This window comes from Azospirillum sp. UENF 111221 (assembly GCF_058780625.1).
Map to the genome: position 1 here is coordinate 255,910 of NZ_JBSNCH010000001.1, position 14,319 is coordinate 270,228.

Below are 14,319 nucleotides of genomic sequence, written 5' to 3' on the forward strand. Positions count from 1 at the left end.
ACCATGCGTGTGAGTCGCGTTCAGGCTGAGGAAAACCGGCAGACCGTGATCAACGTGGCGAGCCGTCTTTTTCGGGAGCACGGTTTCGACGGCATCGGTCTCAAGGATTTGATGGAGGCGGCGGGCCTGACCCAGGGTGCCTTCTACAAGCAGTTCGCCTCTAAGGAGGATTTGGCGGCTCAGGCGTCGACGCGGGCGTTGGAGAGCGCTTACTGCCGATGGACGGCGGCGGCCACAGCAAATCCAGAGGATCCGCTTGGCCCGGTGATCGGCTTCTATCTCAGCGCCGGGCACCGCGAGGAAAAGACCGACGGTTGCCCAATCGTGGCGCTCGGTTCCGACGCCGCCAGACACGGCGCCGCGGTGAAGACGTCGTTCGAAGCCGGGATCAGGGCTCATCTCGACATCCTCGAACGGCTGATTTCGGAAACGCAGGGCGAAGAGTTCAAAAGCAAGGCGATGGCAATTCTTTCACTGATGGTCGGTGCGCTGACGCTCTCGCGTGTCGTCAACGATCCCGGCCTTGCTCAGGCCTTTCTGGATACGGCTGCTGCGCAGGTCCGAAATATTGCCGCCGCGTGACCGGGCATGACCACACCGTGAACTGGTCGATCGGAGGGTGTTTGACCATGCCAGCAGGTACATCCGCCCGGCGGACCGCAATCCTGACGATCGCCGGCAGAACCTTTCTTCGGCAGGGCTATGCCGATGCCTCGATGGATGGTATCGCCGCCGAGGTGGGCGGCTCCAAGAGCACCCTCTATCGGTATTTCCCTTCCAAAGCGGCGCTGTTCGCAGCCTATGTCGAGGAAATCGGGACGTTGACCTGGTCCGCCCTTGCCGCTGTACAGGTGGAGGAAAAGGGAACCGAGGCTGTGCTGGAGGACACGGCGCGGGCCTATCTGGACTTGATACTGTCTCCTTCAGCGCTTGCCGTGACCCGCCTCGTGATGGCTGAAACCGGTCGTTTCCCGGAGATCGGCCGCATCTTCTACGAGCGCGGAATTCGGCGCGCGGAGAGTCAGATCGCAGCCATATTGCAGCGTTTGGCAGAGCGGAGCGACAAACCCGGCTGGGACTTTCTGGCACTGCCCGGCGCTGCTGCTCATTTCCGGGCTCTCTGTGAAGCCGGTCTGCATGAGGAATGCCTGTGGGGTGTATTCGAATCGGCTTCCCCGGAGGATGTCGGCAGCGTCGCCCAGCAGGCGGTCGCCCGCTTCCTGCGAGGCTGTCTGAGACAAGTATATCTCTGATTTTCAAAATAATGAGAAGAAACGGACGGAATTTTCCCGTATATCCGTCAAAGGCTGATAGTGCGAACAGTCTGATCTGGAAAGACCGGAAAGTCGCGGAGGTGAGAGACAAGTGCCTGAAGCGGCAAGCTCGCCATCAGTCGGAAATGTGGGAGCCTACAGCCGAAATGCTCCACTTGCTCATGCCGGTTTCCGATGGTTTGGCGTCACTGAATTTACGATTGGTCATTACGTCAAAGACGACGGCAAGGTCATTGCCTGTGCTGGACTCATTTTTGAAATGAAACGGCAAAGTTCCGACACGCTAATCAATGATTTTGTGCCTTTATAGCCGTCAAAGCTTGGGACGGAACTCGCACTCTGGGTGCATAAAACACACACAGGCTGGCGGCCTGACACGAACCTGAAACAAGCTTAATCCAGCCGCCGAACTGTCCGGGAAACGGGGCCATCTCACATGAATACGGGATGTCCCATAGGTAGAACGGGCCATACACTCCTCCCCAAAATTGATGAAACCTATGCCGTCCGGATCATCCTGGCGGAGGCGATCATCGACGGCGGCTGAGCGAATGGGAGCGTCGGCAGCATGACCTGGAAGGGGTGGTTGAGCGTCATTCTGAGCACGAGCAGCTTGACCAGCCTGTTGGTCCTGAACGGCCCGCTGTCGGCGCAAACCCTTCCGACCGGCGGGGAATTCGTGGCGGGAAGCGGCGGCATCGCCACCACCGGCGCGACCATGACCGTCACCCAGCAAGGCAGCCGTGGCATCGTCAACTGGAACGGCTTTTCCATCGGCCAAGGCGCCAAGGTCGCGTTCGAGAATGGCAGCGGCGCCACCCTCAACCGGGTCGGCGGCGGCAATCCGTCGGCGATCGCCGGTTCGCTGACCGCCACCGGCTCGGTTTATCTGATCAACCCCGCCGGGGTGGTGGTCGGCCCCACCGGCACCGTGACCACCGGCGGCAGTTTCGTCGCCAGCACCCATGACGTGCCCAGCGACGATTTCATGTCGGCCAAGCCGTTGACCTTCAAGGGCGACAGCACGGCCAAGGTGGAAAATCTCGGCGCCATCTCTTCGTCCGGCGGCGACGTCCTGCTGATCGCCCGCGAGGTGTCCAACAAGGGAAGCTTGTCCGCGCCGAATGGAACCGCCGCCCTTGCCGGCGGACATGAGGTGCTGCTGACCGAAGGGGGCGACAGCCGGCGGGGACGGGTGCTGGTGCGGGCCGGAACCGGCCAGGTCGACAACCAGGGAACCGGAATCGGGCCGGACCGCCTTGCGTTGCTGTGCCACAGCCCCGATCATTTCAGTCATCTGAACAGCTATGGCGAGATCGACATCGCGCTCGATCCCATTCCCTACAACGGCACCACGACCACTTGCGAGGCGTTGTGGATGGGCGTGCCGATGCTGACGCTCCCCGGTGATCGCCATGCCGCGCGGGTGGGCGCCAGCCTGTTGACCACCGCCGGTCTGACCGGCTGGATTGCCGCCGATGAGGAGGATTTCGTGGCCAAGGCGGTGGCTCTGGCTGCCGATCCCGATCATCTGGCGACGGTTCGCCAAGGACTGCGCGGTCGTCTGATCGCGTCGGATTCTGTGCGATGCCCAACGATTTGCCGAGCGGTTCGAGGCGATGTGCCTTTCCGTGGTGCAATCTCGTTCGCAACAGGATTGAAGGGGCTGACGCTGCCCGAAGCGGAGAGGACCCGGCCGCGGACCGAGGCCGGGCGGGCGGTTCACCCGCCGGGGCCTCTCCTTGACTGCTCTGGGCGACGCCGGTGGCCGGTCAGTTCTTCAGCTTGTAGCCCGTGCGGAAAATCCACCATACGACGGCAAGGCAGATCGCCAGCAACAGGGCGGTCATGCCGAGGCTCAATCCGACGGGCATGTCGGCGGCGCCGTAGAAGCTCCAGCGGAAGCCGCTGACCAGATAGACGACCGGATTGAACAGGGTGACCGTCTGCCAGAACGGCGGCAGCATGTTGATCGAATAGAAGCTCCCGCCCAGGAAGGCGAGCGGCGTCACGATCAGCATCGGCACGATCTGCAGCTTTTCCCAGCCGTCGGCCCAGATGCCCAGAATGAAGCCGAGCAGGCTGAAGGTCACCGATGTCAGCACGAGGAAGGCGACCATCCAGACCGGGTGGGCGATGGAGAAATCCACGAACAGCCGCGCCGTCAGCAGGATCAGCGTTCCAAGGATGAGGGACTTGGTCGCCGCCGCGCCGACATAGCCGATCACCGTCTCTAAGGCGGAGACGGGGGCCGACAGCAGCTCGTAGATCGTGCCGGAATAGCGCGGCATGTAGATGCCGAAGGACGCGTTCGACACGCTTTCCGTCAGCACCGACATCATGACGAGGCCGGGGACGAGGAACGCGCCGTAGCTGACGCCCTCGATCGATGCGAAACGCCCGCCGATCGCCGCCCCGAAGACGACGAAATACAGCGAGGTGGAGATCACCGGGCCGGCGATGCTCTGCGCCAGCGTGCGCCAGGTGCGGGCCAGCTCGAAGAGATAGATGGCCTTGATCGCATGAAGGTTCATGCCCGCTCCCTCACCAGATTGACGAAGATCTCCTCCAGGGAGCTTTCTTCGGTGCGCAGGTTCGTATAGGTGATGCCGTGGTCGCCCAGCTTGCGGAGAAGCCCGGCGATGCCGGTGCGCTCCTGCTGCGTGTCGAAGCTGTAGACCAGCTCCCGCCCGCCCTCCGACAGGGTCAGGGGATAGTCGGCGAGTTCGGCCGGGATGGCGCCCAGGGGGCTCTGCAATTGCAGGGTCAGCTGCCGCTTCCCCAGCTTCTGCATCAAGGCGGCCTTTTCCTCCACCAGGACGATCCGGCCGCCGGAGATCACGCCGATGCTGTCGGCCATCTCCTCCGCCTCCTCGATATAGTGGGTGGTCAGGATGATGGTGACGCCGCTGTCGCGCAGGCGACCGATCATCTCCCACATGCCGCGGCGAAGCTCCACATCCACGCCGGCGGTCGGCTCGTCCAGGAACAGGATGCGCGGCTCGTGCGACAGCGCCTTCGCGATCAGCACGCGCCGCTTCATGCCGCCGGACAGTGCCATGACCTTGGTGTCCTTCTTGTCCCACAGGGACAAATCCTTCAGGATCCGCTCGATCACCGCGGGGTTGGGCGGCTTGCCGAACAGGCCCCGGCTGAAGCTGACGGTCGCCCAGACGCTCTCGAACGATTTGGTCGTCAGCTCCTGGGGGACCAGGCCGATCAGCGACCGCGCGGCGCGCCAGTCGCGCCGGATGTCGTGGCCGTCCACCGTCACGCTGCCCGACGTCGCCCGGACGATGCCGCAGACGATGCTGATCAGCGTCGTCTTGCCGGCGCCGTTGGGACCGAGCAGCGCCAGGATCTCGCCGCGCCGGATGTCGAGATCGACTCCTTTCAGGGCCTGGAAGCCGGATGCGTAGGTCTTCTCCAACCCACGAATCTCAATTATAGGCTGCATATCTTTCCTCGGCTTGGGGCCAATTCCCGGCTGCGGACGCCACCAGGGCGGGGCCACCATAGCGCTCCGCGGCGCCCGGCGGAATTTTACCTGCGTGGTAGGACCCGGCGCAGGGCGACCTCGAACAGCGCGCCGCGGTCCGACGGCAGCAGGGCGATGCTTCCGCCATGGGCCTCCACCAGCCCCCGCGCGATGGTAAGGCCGAGACCGGTGCCGCTGCGGTCGCGCGCGGTGGTGAAGAAGGGGACGAAGACGCGGTCGGCATTGGCCGGCGAGATGCCCGGCCCGTCGTCGGCAACCCGCAGGATCGCCCGCCCGCCCTCGGCCCGCAGGGTGACGGTCACCCGCGCGTCGGCGCCGGCATGGTGTCTCGCATTTTCGATCAGGTTCGCCAGGACGCTTTCCAGGGAGTCCTGCCCGATGGCGACCGGCAGCGAGGCCGGCAGCGACGCGTCCGCGCCATGACGTTCGGCCAGACGGGCGGCGACCGGCACGGCGTCGGTCACCGCGGCGTCGGTCACGGCCATCACGTCGGCACGGGCCAGCTCCAGCAGGCGGCGGACGAGGCGGGACAGCCGTCCGGCCTCGGCGTCCATGTTGGCGAGGAAGCGGTCGCGGTCTTCGGCCGGCATGCTGTCCATATGGTCGCGCAGCAGCTCGACGGTGCCGCGGATGGTCGTCAGCGGCGTCTTGAACTCGTGCGAGACATGGGCGGCGAAGTCGCGGATATAGTCGGCCCGCTCCTCCAGCGTGCTGGCCATCCGGGTCAGCGCGTCCGACAGTTCGGCGACCTCGCGCACCACCGGGCGGGGCAGCGGGACCATCACGCCCCGTTCGCCGTCCGCCGTGCGCTTCGCCAAGCCCGTGACCGCGCGCAGCGGGCGGGCGATGGCGACCGTCCCCAGCCGCGCCAGCACCCCCACCGACACCAGCAGCAGCACCGCCAGCCCGGCGAGGTGCCAGCGCTTGCCGTAGAGGGTGTCGGCGATGCTGCGCGGCGTGCGCGACACCACCACCACGCCGACGACGCGCCCGTCGTCGAGCACCGGCTGGGCGGTGAAGACCCGCACCGACCGGCTGCGGTCCGGCACGGCCGGGCTGTCCGACCCGGACCGGTAGCTCACCCTGTCGTGACTTGTGCGTTCGCGCAGGACGCTGGCGGCCTCGCCGGCCAGGGCGCGGCGGACCTCGTCCTGCCGTTCCAGGGACAGGCCCATCTCCTCGCCGGTGCTGGCGACGACCACGCCCCGGCGGTCGGTGATCCGCATGCCGGCCAGGGTGATGCGCTGCGCCTCGCGCAGGATCGGGCCGAGCGTCGCTCCGGCAATGGCGGCGGACGGGTCGCTCGCCATCGCCGGGACCGGATCGGGGGCGGGGGAAGGATCGGATCCTCGGCAAGGTCGAGGCTGGCGAACCGCGGCGTCCAGGGCGGATCGAAGCCCGGCGGGCGTGTCCAGGCCGGATCGACCGAGGGGCCGAGCGCCTCCGCCTGTCCGCCGGCGCGGCGCCAGGCGTCGCGGTAGAAGGCCGCCACCACCCCGGCCTGGGCGATCAGTTCTGATTCGGTCTGGCGGATCAGGGCGCTTTCGTAGAGACGCAGGATCCACAGGCCGCTCAGCGGCAGCACCAGCGCCGCCACCGTCATGACCAGCAGAACGGTTCCGATGGACGGCCGCCGCGCGGATGGCGACCTCCCGAAAGGCGACCTCATCGGCAGTCCGACAGCTTGTAGCCCAGCCCATGCACGGTCTCGACCGGAGCGCCGCCGACCGCCTGGAATTTGGCCCGGACCCGGCGGATGTGGCTGTCCACCGTGCGGTCGGCGACATAGCGTTCGGTGGCGTAGGCGCCGTCCATCAGCGCGTCGCGGCTGAACACCTTGCCCGGCCGGTCGGCGAGGGTGCGCAGCAGGCCGAACTCGGTGGCGGTCAGCACCACCTCCGTCTCGTCCCAGAAGGCGCGCACGCCGTCGAGGTCCAGGCGCAGGCGGTTGTGGCGGAGGACCGGTGCCGGAGCCTCGGGAGCCGGCGGCTCCGGCGGGACCATCCGGCGCAGCACCGCCTTGACCCTCGCCGTCAGCTCGCGCGGCGAGAAGGGCTTGGTGACGTAATCGTCGCCCCCCAGTTCGAGGCCGAGAATCCGGTCGATCTCGTCGTCGCGCGACGACAGGAAGATGATGGGGACCCGGCTCTCCCGGCGCAGCCGGCGGCAGACCTCGGTGCCGTCCATCTCCGGCATGCCGATGTCGAGCAGGATCAGGTCGGGAGAGTCCGCGTGGGCCAGCGCCAGCCCCCGGACGCCATCCCCGGCCTCGACCACGGCGAAGCCCTCCCGGTTCAGGGCGAAGCGGACGATGTCGCGGATGTGGGGATCGTCGTCGATCAGCAGGATCTTGGTCATGGCAGCGCAAGCCTATCCGATAATCTGCACAAGTTCTGCACGGAGATTCCTTCCCGGCTGCACAACCGCGTCATCGCCGCGGCATGCCGGGACGCCACGCTGGGGGCCTGTCTCCCTTCCCCTCGTGGAGTGTCCGAATGACCGTGCCGCCTGATTCCCCACCCAGTCCCGCGCCTGCTTCCCCACCCGCGCGCCGGAACCGCCGGTCCGTGAAGTTCCTGCAGATCGTCCTGCTTCTGGTGGTGACCCTCATCGCCGGCCTGCCGGTCTCCGGGATCATCGGCGAACGCTCCGACCGGCAGGCCGAGATGCAGGAGGAGCTGGCGCGGAGCTGGAGTCCCGAGCAGACCGTGCGGACGCCGGTGCTGGCGGTGCCCTATCTCGCCGCCGACGGCAAGACCCGCGGTTACCTGAAGATCGCGCCGGCGACCCTGGCGACGCAGGCGGCCCTGGCGCCCGAGCGCAAGAGGCGCGGCCTGTTCTCCGCGACCGTCTATACCGCGGCGCTGGAGATGACCGGCAGCTTCGCGGTCCCGTCCGCGTCCAGCCTGGAGAAGCTGGTCGGGCGCGGCGGCTCCATCTCCTGGCAGGACAGCGTCTTCCTGCTCCAGCTGTCGGGGCTGGCCGGCATGACGGCCGAGGACCGCGTGGTCTGGAACGGGGAGACCATCCCCTGGCGCGGCTGCCAGGAGCTGGTCGCCCGCGCCGAGGATTGCTGGGGCGCCGCGCTCGCCGCCCGTCCGACGATGGCGGCTGCCCCCGCGGCAAGCGTGGAGATGAAGTTCCAGGCGACGGTGACCCTGCGCGGCACCGGGGCCTTCCACCAGACCCTGGACGGCCGGCAGGCGACGGCGGCCATCAGGGCGCCGTGGCCGACGCCGAGCTTCGTCGGCACCGTGCTGCCGTCCGACCCGACGGTGACCGCCGATGGCTTCGAGGCGCGGTGGACCGTCTCCGACTATTCCAGGCCGCCGCTCCGGTCCGACGCGGCGCTGCTGGACTCCGCCGAAGCCCAGTATCTCCCCTCGGTCGGCGTCGAGCTGCTGGAGGCGGTTCCCACCTACCGCATGATCAACCGTGCCTCGAAATACGCCAGTCTCTTCGTCGTGCTGTCCTTCACGGTCTATGCGCTGTTCGAGCTTCTCTCCAGCGTGCGCATCCACATCGTCCAGTATGGCCTGCTCGGGCTGTCGATGACGCTGTTCTCCCTGCTGCTGGTGTCCTTCGCCGAACCGTTCGGCTATGTCGCCGGCTATTGGATCAGCGCGGCGCTCGTCCTGGTCCAGGCGACGGCCTACACCGCGGCGGTCACCCGGCGCGCCGGTCCGACCCTGGTCTTCGCGGTGGCGCTGGCGGGCCTGTTCGCCTTCCTCCACCTCCTCATCGGGCTGGAAAACTACTCCCTGCTGGTGGGGACGGTTGCCCTGTTCCTGGTCCTGTCGGCGGTCATGGCCGTCACCCAGCGCGTGGACTGGCAGGGAGATGAGTCGTGAGGGCTTTCGTCTGGTGGGTCGGCGGCCTGCTGCTGGCTCTTGCCGGCGCCAACATCCACGATCCCTACCTGACCCCGGTCAAGGGCTGGTCGCTGCCCGTGATTGCGGCGGCCGGGCTGTGCGGCCTGCTGGTCCTGCGGCGGCCCCCGCTGCGGAAGGGCGTCGGCGGGCGGCCGGCGCTGGTACTGCTCTGGCTGGCGGTGCCGCTCTGCACGGTGGGGGCGGAGGCGGTGTTCCAGATCCGCAAGGCGCATGTCCTGGCGATGCAGGAGCCGCTGGCGGCCGGGCTGGGGCGGCACTTCATCGTCGGCTACCGGCGGGTCGCGGAGGTCGAGGCGCTGGCGGCGCGCGGACTGATCGGCGGGGTGTTCGTGTCCCGGCACAATCTGGCCGGACGGTCGGCCGAGGAACTGCGCGACGAGATCGGCCATTTGCAGGAGATCCGGCGGCGGGCCGGGCTGCCGCCGCTGGTGGTGGCCGCCGACCAGGAGGGCGGCATCGTGTCCCGGCTGTCGCCCTGGCTGCCGCATCGCCCGGCCCCGGCGTCGCTGGCCGGCCTGCCCGCCGAGGAGCGCCGGGCCGCCGCCCGCGCGCTCGGGCAGGCGCATGGGCGGGACCTGCAATCGATCGGCGTGACCGTCAACCTCGCGCCGGTCCTCGACCTGCGGCGCGACCGTCCGCCCGATCCGCTGGATTTCCACAGCCTCATCTCTCAGCGGGCGATCTCCGACGATCCGGAGGTGGTGGCCGAGGTCGCCGCGGCCTATGCCAGGGGCGTCACCGACGGCGGCGTCCGGCCGACGGCGAAGCATTTCCCCGGGCTGGGCCGGGCGCAAAGCGACACCCACCATTTCCGCGCCGTCATCGGCGAACCGCGCGAGGTGCTGGAGGCGACCGACTGGTTGCCCTTCCGCCGCGTGCTGGCCGGCGATCCGCAGACCCTTCTGATGGTCGGCCACGCCATCGTGGCGGCCGTCGATCCCGACCGGCCGGCCTCCCACTCGCGTCTGCTGATCGACGGGGTGATCCGCCGGGATTGGGGGTTCGACGGGCTGATCGTCACCGACGACATGGTCATGACGCCGGTCTATCAGTACGGTCTGTGCCGGGCCGTCGTCGAGGCGCTCAACGCCGGGGTCGATCTTCTGCTGTTCGCGCTCGACGGCAGCCAGTTCTACCGGGCCATGGCCTGCGCCATGGACGCCGGGAAGCAGGACCGGCTGGATCGGGCCATGCTGGCGGCGAGCGGCAGTCGCCTGGAAGGCTCCGGACAGTCCGGACCGATGAGCCGTGATCTCGCACTGGGCCGGTAAAGGGAATCGGCGGGGTTCTCACTGGGGAGCTTGGAGCTTGTTCGCGGCAGGCGCATCCCTGGCGGCGGGGCCGAGGCAGGCCCCGCGGCGCCAATGCCCTCTGCCGCGTCAGCGCGCCAGTTCGAAGCGGATCGGCTGCGCGCCCTGCCACAGGGTGCGCTTGCCGAGTTCCGCCAGGTTCTCCAGCCCGTCGGTGATGGTGATGAAATGGTTGCCGGCGAGCTGGCCCATCTTGCTGGAGAACTGGACGCCGCCATAGGCCAGCAGGATCTCGGTCTCGCTGATGCCGCCGGGATAGAGGATGATCTGGCCCGGCGCCGGGTGGCTGGTGTGGTTCTCGTAGCCGAGGCCGAAATCGGTGTCGCCCAGCGGAATCCAGACGCCTTCGCCGCTCCAGCGGACATGGACGATCTGGCCCTCGTAGGGCAGCAGGCTGCGGAATTTGGCGCAGGTCTTCGGCGCGGCGGCCGTCTCGAAACGGGCCCCGAAGGTGAAGGGGCCGGCGGTGATGGTCAGGGCGTCCATGCTGGATGATCCTCGCGTCTAAAATTCAAAAAATGGGCAATCGTCTTTTCAGGCGGCGCCGACCTTCGGCCGCGCCAGATCCGGGGTGTCGCAGTGCAGGAAGGCGCCGCGGCCGGGCTGCGCCACGCAGGCGCCCTTCTCCACCACCACCTCGCCGCGCGACAGCACGGTCTCCGGCCAGCCGGTCACCTCCAGCCCCTCGTAGGGGGTGTAGTCGACATTGTGGTGCAGCATGGCGTTGGTGATGGTGACCTTGCGGTCCGGGTCGTAGATGACGATGTCGGCGTCGGCACCGATGGCGAGGCTGCCCTTGCGCGGGTGCAGGCCGTACATCTTGGCCGGGTTGGTCGAGGACAGCTCGACGAAGCGCTGGAGGCTGATGCGGCCCTTCTTCACCCCCTCCGAGAACAGGATCGGCAGCCGCGTCTCGATGCCCGGCACGCCGTTGGGGATCCAGTTGAAGGGCGTGTCGGCGCCGTGCAGCATCTTGCCCTTGGGATCCTGGTAGCGGAAGGGCGCATGGTCGGACGAGACGATGTGGAAGGTGCCGCCGGCCAGCGCGTCCCAGACCGCCGCCTGGTTGGCCTTGTCGCGCGGCGGGGGAGAGCAGATGCACTTGGCCCCCTCCATGCCGTGGCCGTGCAGGTCATGCTCGGTCAGCACCATGTATTGCGGGCAGGTCTCGGCGTAGATGCGCATGCCGCGGCCCTGCGCCCAGTGGATCTGCTCGATGGCCTCGCGGCCGGAGACATGGACGATCAGGATCGGCACGTCGGCCAGCTCGGCCATGGCGATGGCGCGGTGGGTCGCCTCGCGCTCCACCAGCATCGGTCGGGAATCGGCGTGGTAGCGCGGTGCCGTGTGGCCGGCGGCGAGCAGCTTGTCGGTCAGCCAGCCGATGAAGTCGGCATTCTCGGCATGGATCATCGCCATGGCGCCGTCGCGCCGGGCGACGCTGAGCAGCTCCAGCACCTGCCGGTCGTTCAGCTTCATGTCGTCGTAGGTCATGTAGATCTTGAACGACGTGTAGCCGTCCCGGATCAGCGCCGGCAGATCCTGGCCGAGCAGCTGGTCGGTCGGGTCGCTGACGATGAGGTGGAAGGCATAGTCGATCACCGCCTTGCCGTCGGCCCGGCGGTGGTAGTCGGTCACCGCGTCGCGCAGCGACTGGCCCTTGAACTGGCAGGCGAAGGGGATGACCGTCGTGGTGCCGCCGCAGGCCGCCGAGCGGGTGCCGGTCTCGAAATCGTCGGCCGACTGCGAGCCGTCGCTGGTCGGCTGGTCGAGGTGGCAATGGCCGTCGACGCCGCCGGGCATCACGAGTTTACCGGTCGCGTCGATCTCGCGGGTGCCCGGCCCCAGCCCGGCGCCGATGGCGGCGATGCGGCCGCCGATCACGCCGAGGTCGGCGGCGAACACGTCGGACGCGGTGGCCAGCGTGCCGTTGCGGATTACGGTGTCGAACTGCGGCATGGAACTCTCCCTCGGTCCCGAAGGACGGGTCTTGCGGTTGCCGGGATTAGAGGAAATAGCCGCCCGGATTGGCCTCTGTGGCGATGGCGCGGCGGGCGTCATCCTGGAGGTTGCGCAGATGCGCCAGCATGGCGGCCTTGGCGGCGGCGGCGTCGCGCCGCTCCACCGCGTCCAGCACCGCCCGGTGCTCCGTGTCGATCTCGCCCTTGCGGTGGAAACTGCTGGAGATGCGGAACAGCCGGGCGACCACCCGCATGCGCGTGATGGTCTCGGCCAGCGTCGCGTTGCCGCTGACGCGGGCGAAGAAGCTGTGGAAATGGTTGTCGTAGAGCCAGTGCTGCATGTCGTCCTCGCCGTCCTCCAGCGCCTCGAGCCCGTGCCGCAGCTCGGCCAGATCGGCGTCGCCGACCAGCGGCACCGCGGTTTCGATGGCGTGGCACTCCAGCAGCTCGCGCATCTGCATGCACTCGAAGAACTCGCGGGCCGAGACGATGCGGACGCGGTAGCTGCGCTCGCTGGTGCGCTCCAGCAGCCCCTCGCCGACCAGCCGGACCAGCGCCTCGCGCATCGGCGTGCGCGACACGTTCAGCCGCTCGGCCAGCCGCCCCTCCGGCACCTCGGCACCGCCGGGGATCTCGCGGCTGAGGATCAGCTCGCGCAGGTGCGCGAAGGCGCGGTCGCCGAGGTTGGCGGTCCGGGAGGATGGCGGGAGGGCCGGGGGGAGGGGAGGAACTCATGGCAGAGCGCCCTTCACTGGCCGTCGACGATGGCGATGTTGCGGTAGGCGCGGCCGAAATGACGCTCGATGCGGCGCTGGACGATGTCCCACAGCGAGGTCATCAGCAGGTAATAGAGCGCGGCGACCGTGAACAGCTCCAGCACCATGAAGCGCTCCTGGATGAGCAGCTGGGTGCTGCGCAGCAGCTCCTCCATCGAGATGACGGAGGTCACCGAGGTCGTCTTCAGCAGCCCGTTCACGCTGTTGCCCAGCGCCGGAATGATGATGCGGACGGCCTGCGGCAGCACGATATAGGCCATCACCTGGGCCGAATTCAGGCCGAGCGCCCGGCCGGCATTGCTCTGCCCGGCGGCGACGCCGAGGATGCCGCCGCGGATGATCTCGGCCAGATAGGCGGCCTCGTTGAGGATCAGGCCGATCAGCGCCGATTCCGTCACCGACAGCTTGATGCCGATCTGCGGCAGGCCGGTGTAGATGATGATGAGCTGGACCAGCAGCGGGGTGCCGCGGAACACCCAGATGTAGGTCTGCGCCACCCGTGCGACCCAGCGATAGGGCGACAGCCGCAGCAGCGCCAGCACGCAGCCGAGCACGAGGCCGCCGGCGATGCCCGCCAGCGTCAGCCACAGGGTGGTGATCGCTCCGCTGAACAGATACCCGTTGAACAGGTACTCGAAGAAACCGTCCCAGTTCCAGCCGCTGGTCATTCCCTCACCCTTTCACTCTTGTCCGATGCGCGGGCGGCGGCGGGAACGGGTCCCTGCCGCCGCCCGCGTTATGCGTCTCACATGCCGGGGCCGTTGACCTTGAAGGCGCCGTCGTTGGGCAGCAGGCCGTACTCGTCCATCAGCTTCTTGTACGAACCGTCCTTCTGCATGTCGTTGAGGACGCCGACCACGGCCTCGCTCAGCGTCTTGCTCTTCATCGCCAGGGCGACCGGGGTCGGGAACAGGCCGTGCAGGGCGCGCTCGAAATCGCCGCGCTTGGCGTATTCCGCCGCCGTCGGGTCGATAGCCACCGACGCCTCGGTCTGGCCGGCGCGCAGCGCCTGATAGGCGGTGGCGAAATTGTCGAAGGTCTTGATCTCGATGGGCTTCAACCCCTTGGCGACGACCATCTTGTCGAGTTCGCGCAGCTTGCGCTCCTCGAAGCCGCCCAGCTCGACACCGACCGGACGGCCCGACAAATCCTCCGGCTTGGCGATCTTCAGCGGGTTGCCCTTGGTCACCGAAATGCTGATCGCCTGCGATTCATAATTGATCATCGGCATCATCTTGGCCCGTTCCTCGGTCCAGAAGATGCCGGTGTTGATCAGGTCCCAGCGGCCGGCCTGGAGGCCGGGGATCATCGCCGAGAACTCGATGCGGACATATTCCGGCGTCAGGCACAGGCGCTTGGCGATCTCGTTGCCCAGCGTGATGCGCATGCCCTTCAGCTGGCCGCTGCTGTCGACGAACTGCATCGGCGGCAGGGTCGGGTTGGTCGACATCACCAGCGTGCCGGGCTTGACCAGCTCGGAATCGGCGACTGCCGGCTTGCAGGCGGTCTGGGCAGCAGCGGGGAGGGCGAACAGGGTCAGGCCGGCGGCGATCAGCAGCGTGCGAATGGTCATCGTAAACCCCTTTTCTCGTGTTCGGATCTCGGA

Annotated in this window: 14 protein-coding genes and 2 pseudogenes; 6 read left to right on the top strand and 10 right to left on the bottom strand. The window is 67.7% G+C overall.

Annotated features, from left to right (window positions below; all coding sequences use genetic code 11):
* The first annotated feature begins 3 nt into the window (after window positions 1-3).
* The 4 genes and pseudogenes from ACWPN3_RS01070 to ACWPN3_RS01085 all read left to right on the top strand — a co-directional run.
* A complete protein-coding gene (locus tag ACWPN3_RS01070) occupies window positions 4-582 on the top strand; it encodes a TetR/AcrR family transcriptional regulator (RefSeq protein WP_109446832.1) in 579 nt (192 codons plus the stop codon).
* A 47-nt stretch (window positions 583-629) separates the two neighbouring features.
* Entirely contained in the window at window positions 630-1,253 is a 624-nt protein-coding gene (locus tag ACWPN3_RS01075) for a TetR/AcrR family transcriptional regulator (RefSeq protein WP_247873004.1), read from the top strand.
* Between the two features lie 112 nt (window positions 1,254-1,365).
* Window positions 1,366-1,584: a hypothetical protein gene (locus ACWPN3_RS01080; protein ID WP_146208046.1), complete on the top strand. Its 219-nt coding sequence runs from the start codon at window positions 1,366-1,368 to the stop codon at window positions 1,582-1,584.
* Window positions 1,585-1,842: 258 nt separating this feature from the next.
* A pseudogene (locus ACWPN3_RS01085) lies at window positions 1,843-2,835 on the top strand (two-partner secretion domain-containing protein); the annotation flags it as partial.
* 211 nt (window positions 2,836-3,046) lie between these two features.
* Here ACWPN3_RS01085 and ACWPN3_RS01090 read toward each other — a convergent pair.
* The 4 genes from ACWPN3_RS01090 to ACWPN3_RS01105 form a co-directional block, all read right to left on the bottom strand.
* A complete protein-coding gene (locus ACWPN3_RS01090) occupies window positions 3,047-3,808 on the bottom strand; it encodes an ABC transporter permease (protein WP_109446834.1) in 762 nt (253 codons plus the stop codon).
* A complete protein-coding gene (locus tag ACWPN3_RS01095; protein ID WP_492261004.1) occupies window positions 3,805-4,731 on the bottom strand; it encodes an ABC transporter ATP-binding protein in 927 nt (308 codons plus the stop codon). Before ACWPN3_RS01095 ends, ACWPN3_RS01090 begins: the two co-directional genes overlap by 4 nt.
* A gap of 86 nt (window positions 4,732-4,817) precedes the next feature.
* Window positions 4,818-6,083, bottom strand: coding sequence for a sensor histidine kinase (locus ACWPN3_RS01100; protein WP_492242262.1), 1,266 nt, complete (start codon window positions 6,081-6,083; stop codon window positions 4,818-4,820).
* Between the two features lie 355 nt (window positions 6,084-6,438).
* On the bottom strand, window positions 6,439-7,131 hold the full coding sequence (locus ACWPN3_RS01105) for a response regulator (RefSeq protein ID WP_492242261.1): 693 nt from the start codon (window positions 7,129-7,131) through the stop codon (window positions 6,439-6,441).
* A 209-nt stretch (window positions 7,132-7,340) separates the two neighbouring features.
* On the opposite strand from ACWPN3_RS01105, the gene creD reads away from it, so the two are divergent.
* Together creD and ACWPN3_RS01115 are read left to right on the top strand one after the other, a co-directional pair.
* Entirely contained in the window at window positions 7,341-8,624 is a 1,284-nt protein-coding gene (creD, locus tag ACWPN3_RS01110) for a cell envelope integrity protein CreD (protein ID WP_492242260.1), read from the top strand.
* Window positions 8,621-9,937 (top strand): glycoside hydrolase family 3 N-terminal domain-containing protein, encoded by a 1,317-nt coding sequence (locus tag ACWPN3_RS01115; protein WP_492242259.1) that lies wholly within the window; start codon window positions 8,621-8,623, stop codon window positions 9,935-9,937. Before creD ends, ACWPN3_RS01115 begins: the two co-directional genes overlap by 4 nt.
* A gap of 108 nt (window positions 9,938-10,045) precedes the next feature.
* On the opposite strand, the gene ACWPN3_RS01120 is transcribed toward ACWPN3_RS01115, so the two are convergent.
* The 6 genes and pseudogenes from ACWPN3_RS01120 to ACWPN3_RS01145 form a co-directional block, all read right to left on the bottom strand.
* Window positions 10,046-10,462, bottom strand: a complete 417-nt coding sequence (locus ACWPN3_RS01120; RefSeq protein ID WP_042700347.1) for a DUF3830 family protein — start codon at window positions 10,460-10,462, stop codon at window positions 10,046-10,048.
* A gap of 48 nt (window positions 10,463-10,510) precedes the next feature.
* On the bottom strand, window positions 10,511-11,935 hold the full coding sequence (gene hydA / locus ACWPN3_RS01125; protein WP_492261005.1) for a dihydropyrimidinase: 1,425 nt from the start codon (window positions 11,933-11,935) through the stop codon (window positions 10,511-10,513).
* A gap of 46 nt (window positions 11,936-11,981) precedes the next feature.
* On the bottom strand, window positions 11,982-12,398 hold the full coding sequence (locus ACWPN3_RS01130; RefSeq protein WP_492261127.1) for an FCD domain-containing protein: 417 nt from the start codon (window positions 12,396-12,398) through the stop codon (window positions 11,982-11,984).
* A 45-nt stretch (window positions 12,399-12,443) separates the two neighbouring features.
* A pseudogene (locus ACWPN3_RS01135) lies at window positions 12,444-12,602 on the bottom strand (GntR family transcriptional regulator); the annotation flags it as partial.
* Window positions 12,603-12,685: 83 nt separating this feature from the next.
* Entirely contained in the window at window positions 12,686-13,381 is a 696-nt protein-coding gene (locus ACWPN3_RS01140; RefSeq protein WP_098737327.1) for an amino acid ABC transporter permease, read from the bottom strand.
* 77 nt (window positions 13,382-13,458) lie between these two features.
* Window positions 13,459-14,286, bottom strand: a complete 828-nt coding sequence (locus ACWPN3_RS01145; protein WP_492242256.1) for an ABC transporter substrate-binding protein — start codon at window positions 14,284-14,286, stop codon at window positions 13,459-13,461.
* Window positions 14,287-14,319: the final 33 nt, after the last annotated feature.

What these genes read in the sequence shown, in the direction of transcription:
- ACWPN3_RS01070 (WP_109446832.1), top strand. Translation starts at nt 4, where the DNA reads ATGCGTGTGAGTCGCGTTCAGGCTGAGGAAAACCGGCAGACCGTGATC.
- ACWPN3_RS01075 (WP_247873004.1), top strand. Translation starts at nt 630, where the DNA reads ATGCCAGCAGGTACATCCGCCCGGCGGACCGCAATCCTGACGATCGCC.
- ACWPN3_RS01090 (WP_109446834.1), bottom strand. Translation starts at nt 3,808, where the DNA reads ATGAACCTTCATGCGATCAAGGCCATCTATCTCTTCGAGCTGGCCCGC.
- ACWPN3_RS01095 (WP_492261004.1), bottom strand. Translation starts at nt 4,731, where the DNA reads ATGCAGCCTATAATTGAGATTCGTGGGTTGGAGAAGACCTACGCATCC.
- ACWPN3_RS01100 (WP_492242262.1), bottom strand. Translation starts at nt 6,083, where the DNA reads ATGGCGAGCGACCCGTCCGCCGCCATTGCCGGAGCGACGCTCGGCCCG.
- ACWPN3_RS01105 (WP_492242261.1), bottom strand. Translation starts at nt 7,131, where the DNA reads ATGACCAAGATCCTGCTGATCGACGACGATCCCCACATCCGCGACATC.
- ACWPN3_RS01120 (WP_042700347.1), bottom strand. Translation starts at nt 10,462, where the DNA reads ATGGACGCCCTGACCATCACCGCCGGCCCCTTCACCTTCGGGGCCCGT.
- hydA (WP_492261005.1), bottom strand. Translation starts at nt 11,935, where the DNA reads ATGCCGCAGTTCGACACCGTAATCCGCAACGGCACGCTGGCCACCGCG.
- ACWPN3_RS01130 (WP_492261127.1), bottom strand. Translation starts at nt 12,398, where the DNA reads ATGCAGATGCGCGAGCTGCTGGAGTGCCACGCCATCGAAACCGCGGTG.
- ACWPN3_RS01140 (WP_098737327.1), bottom strand. Translation starts at nt 13,381, where the DNA reads ATGACCAGCGGCTGGAACTGGGACGGTTTCTTCGAGTACCTGTTCAAC.
- ACWPN3_RS01145 (WP_492242256.1), bottom strand. Translation starts at nt 14,286, where the DNA reads ATGACCATTCGCACGCTGCTGATCGCCGCCGGCCTGACCCTGTTCGCC.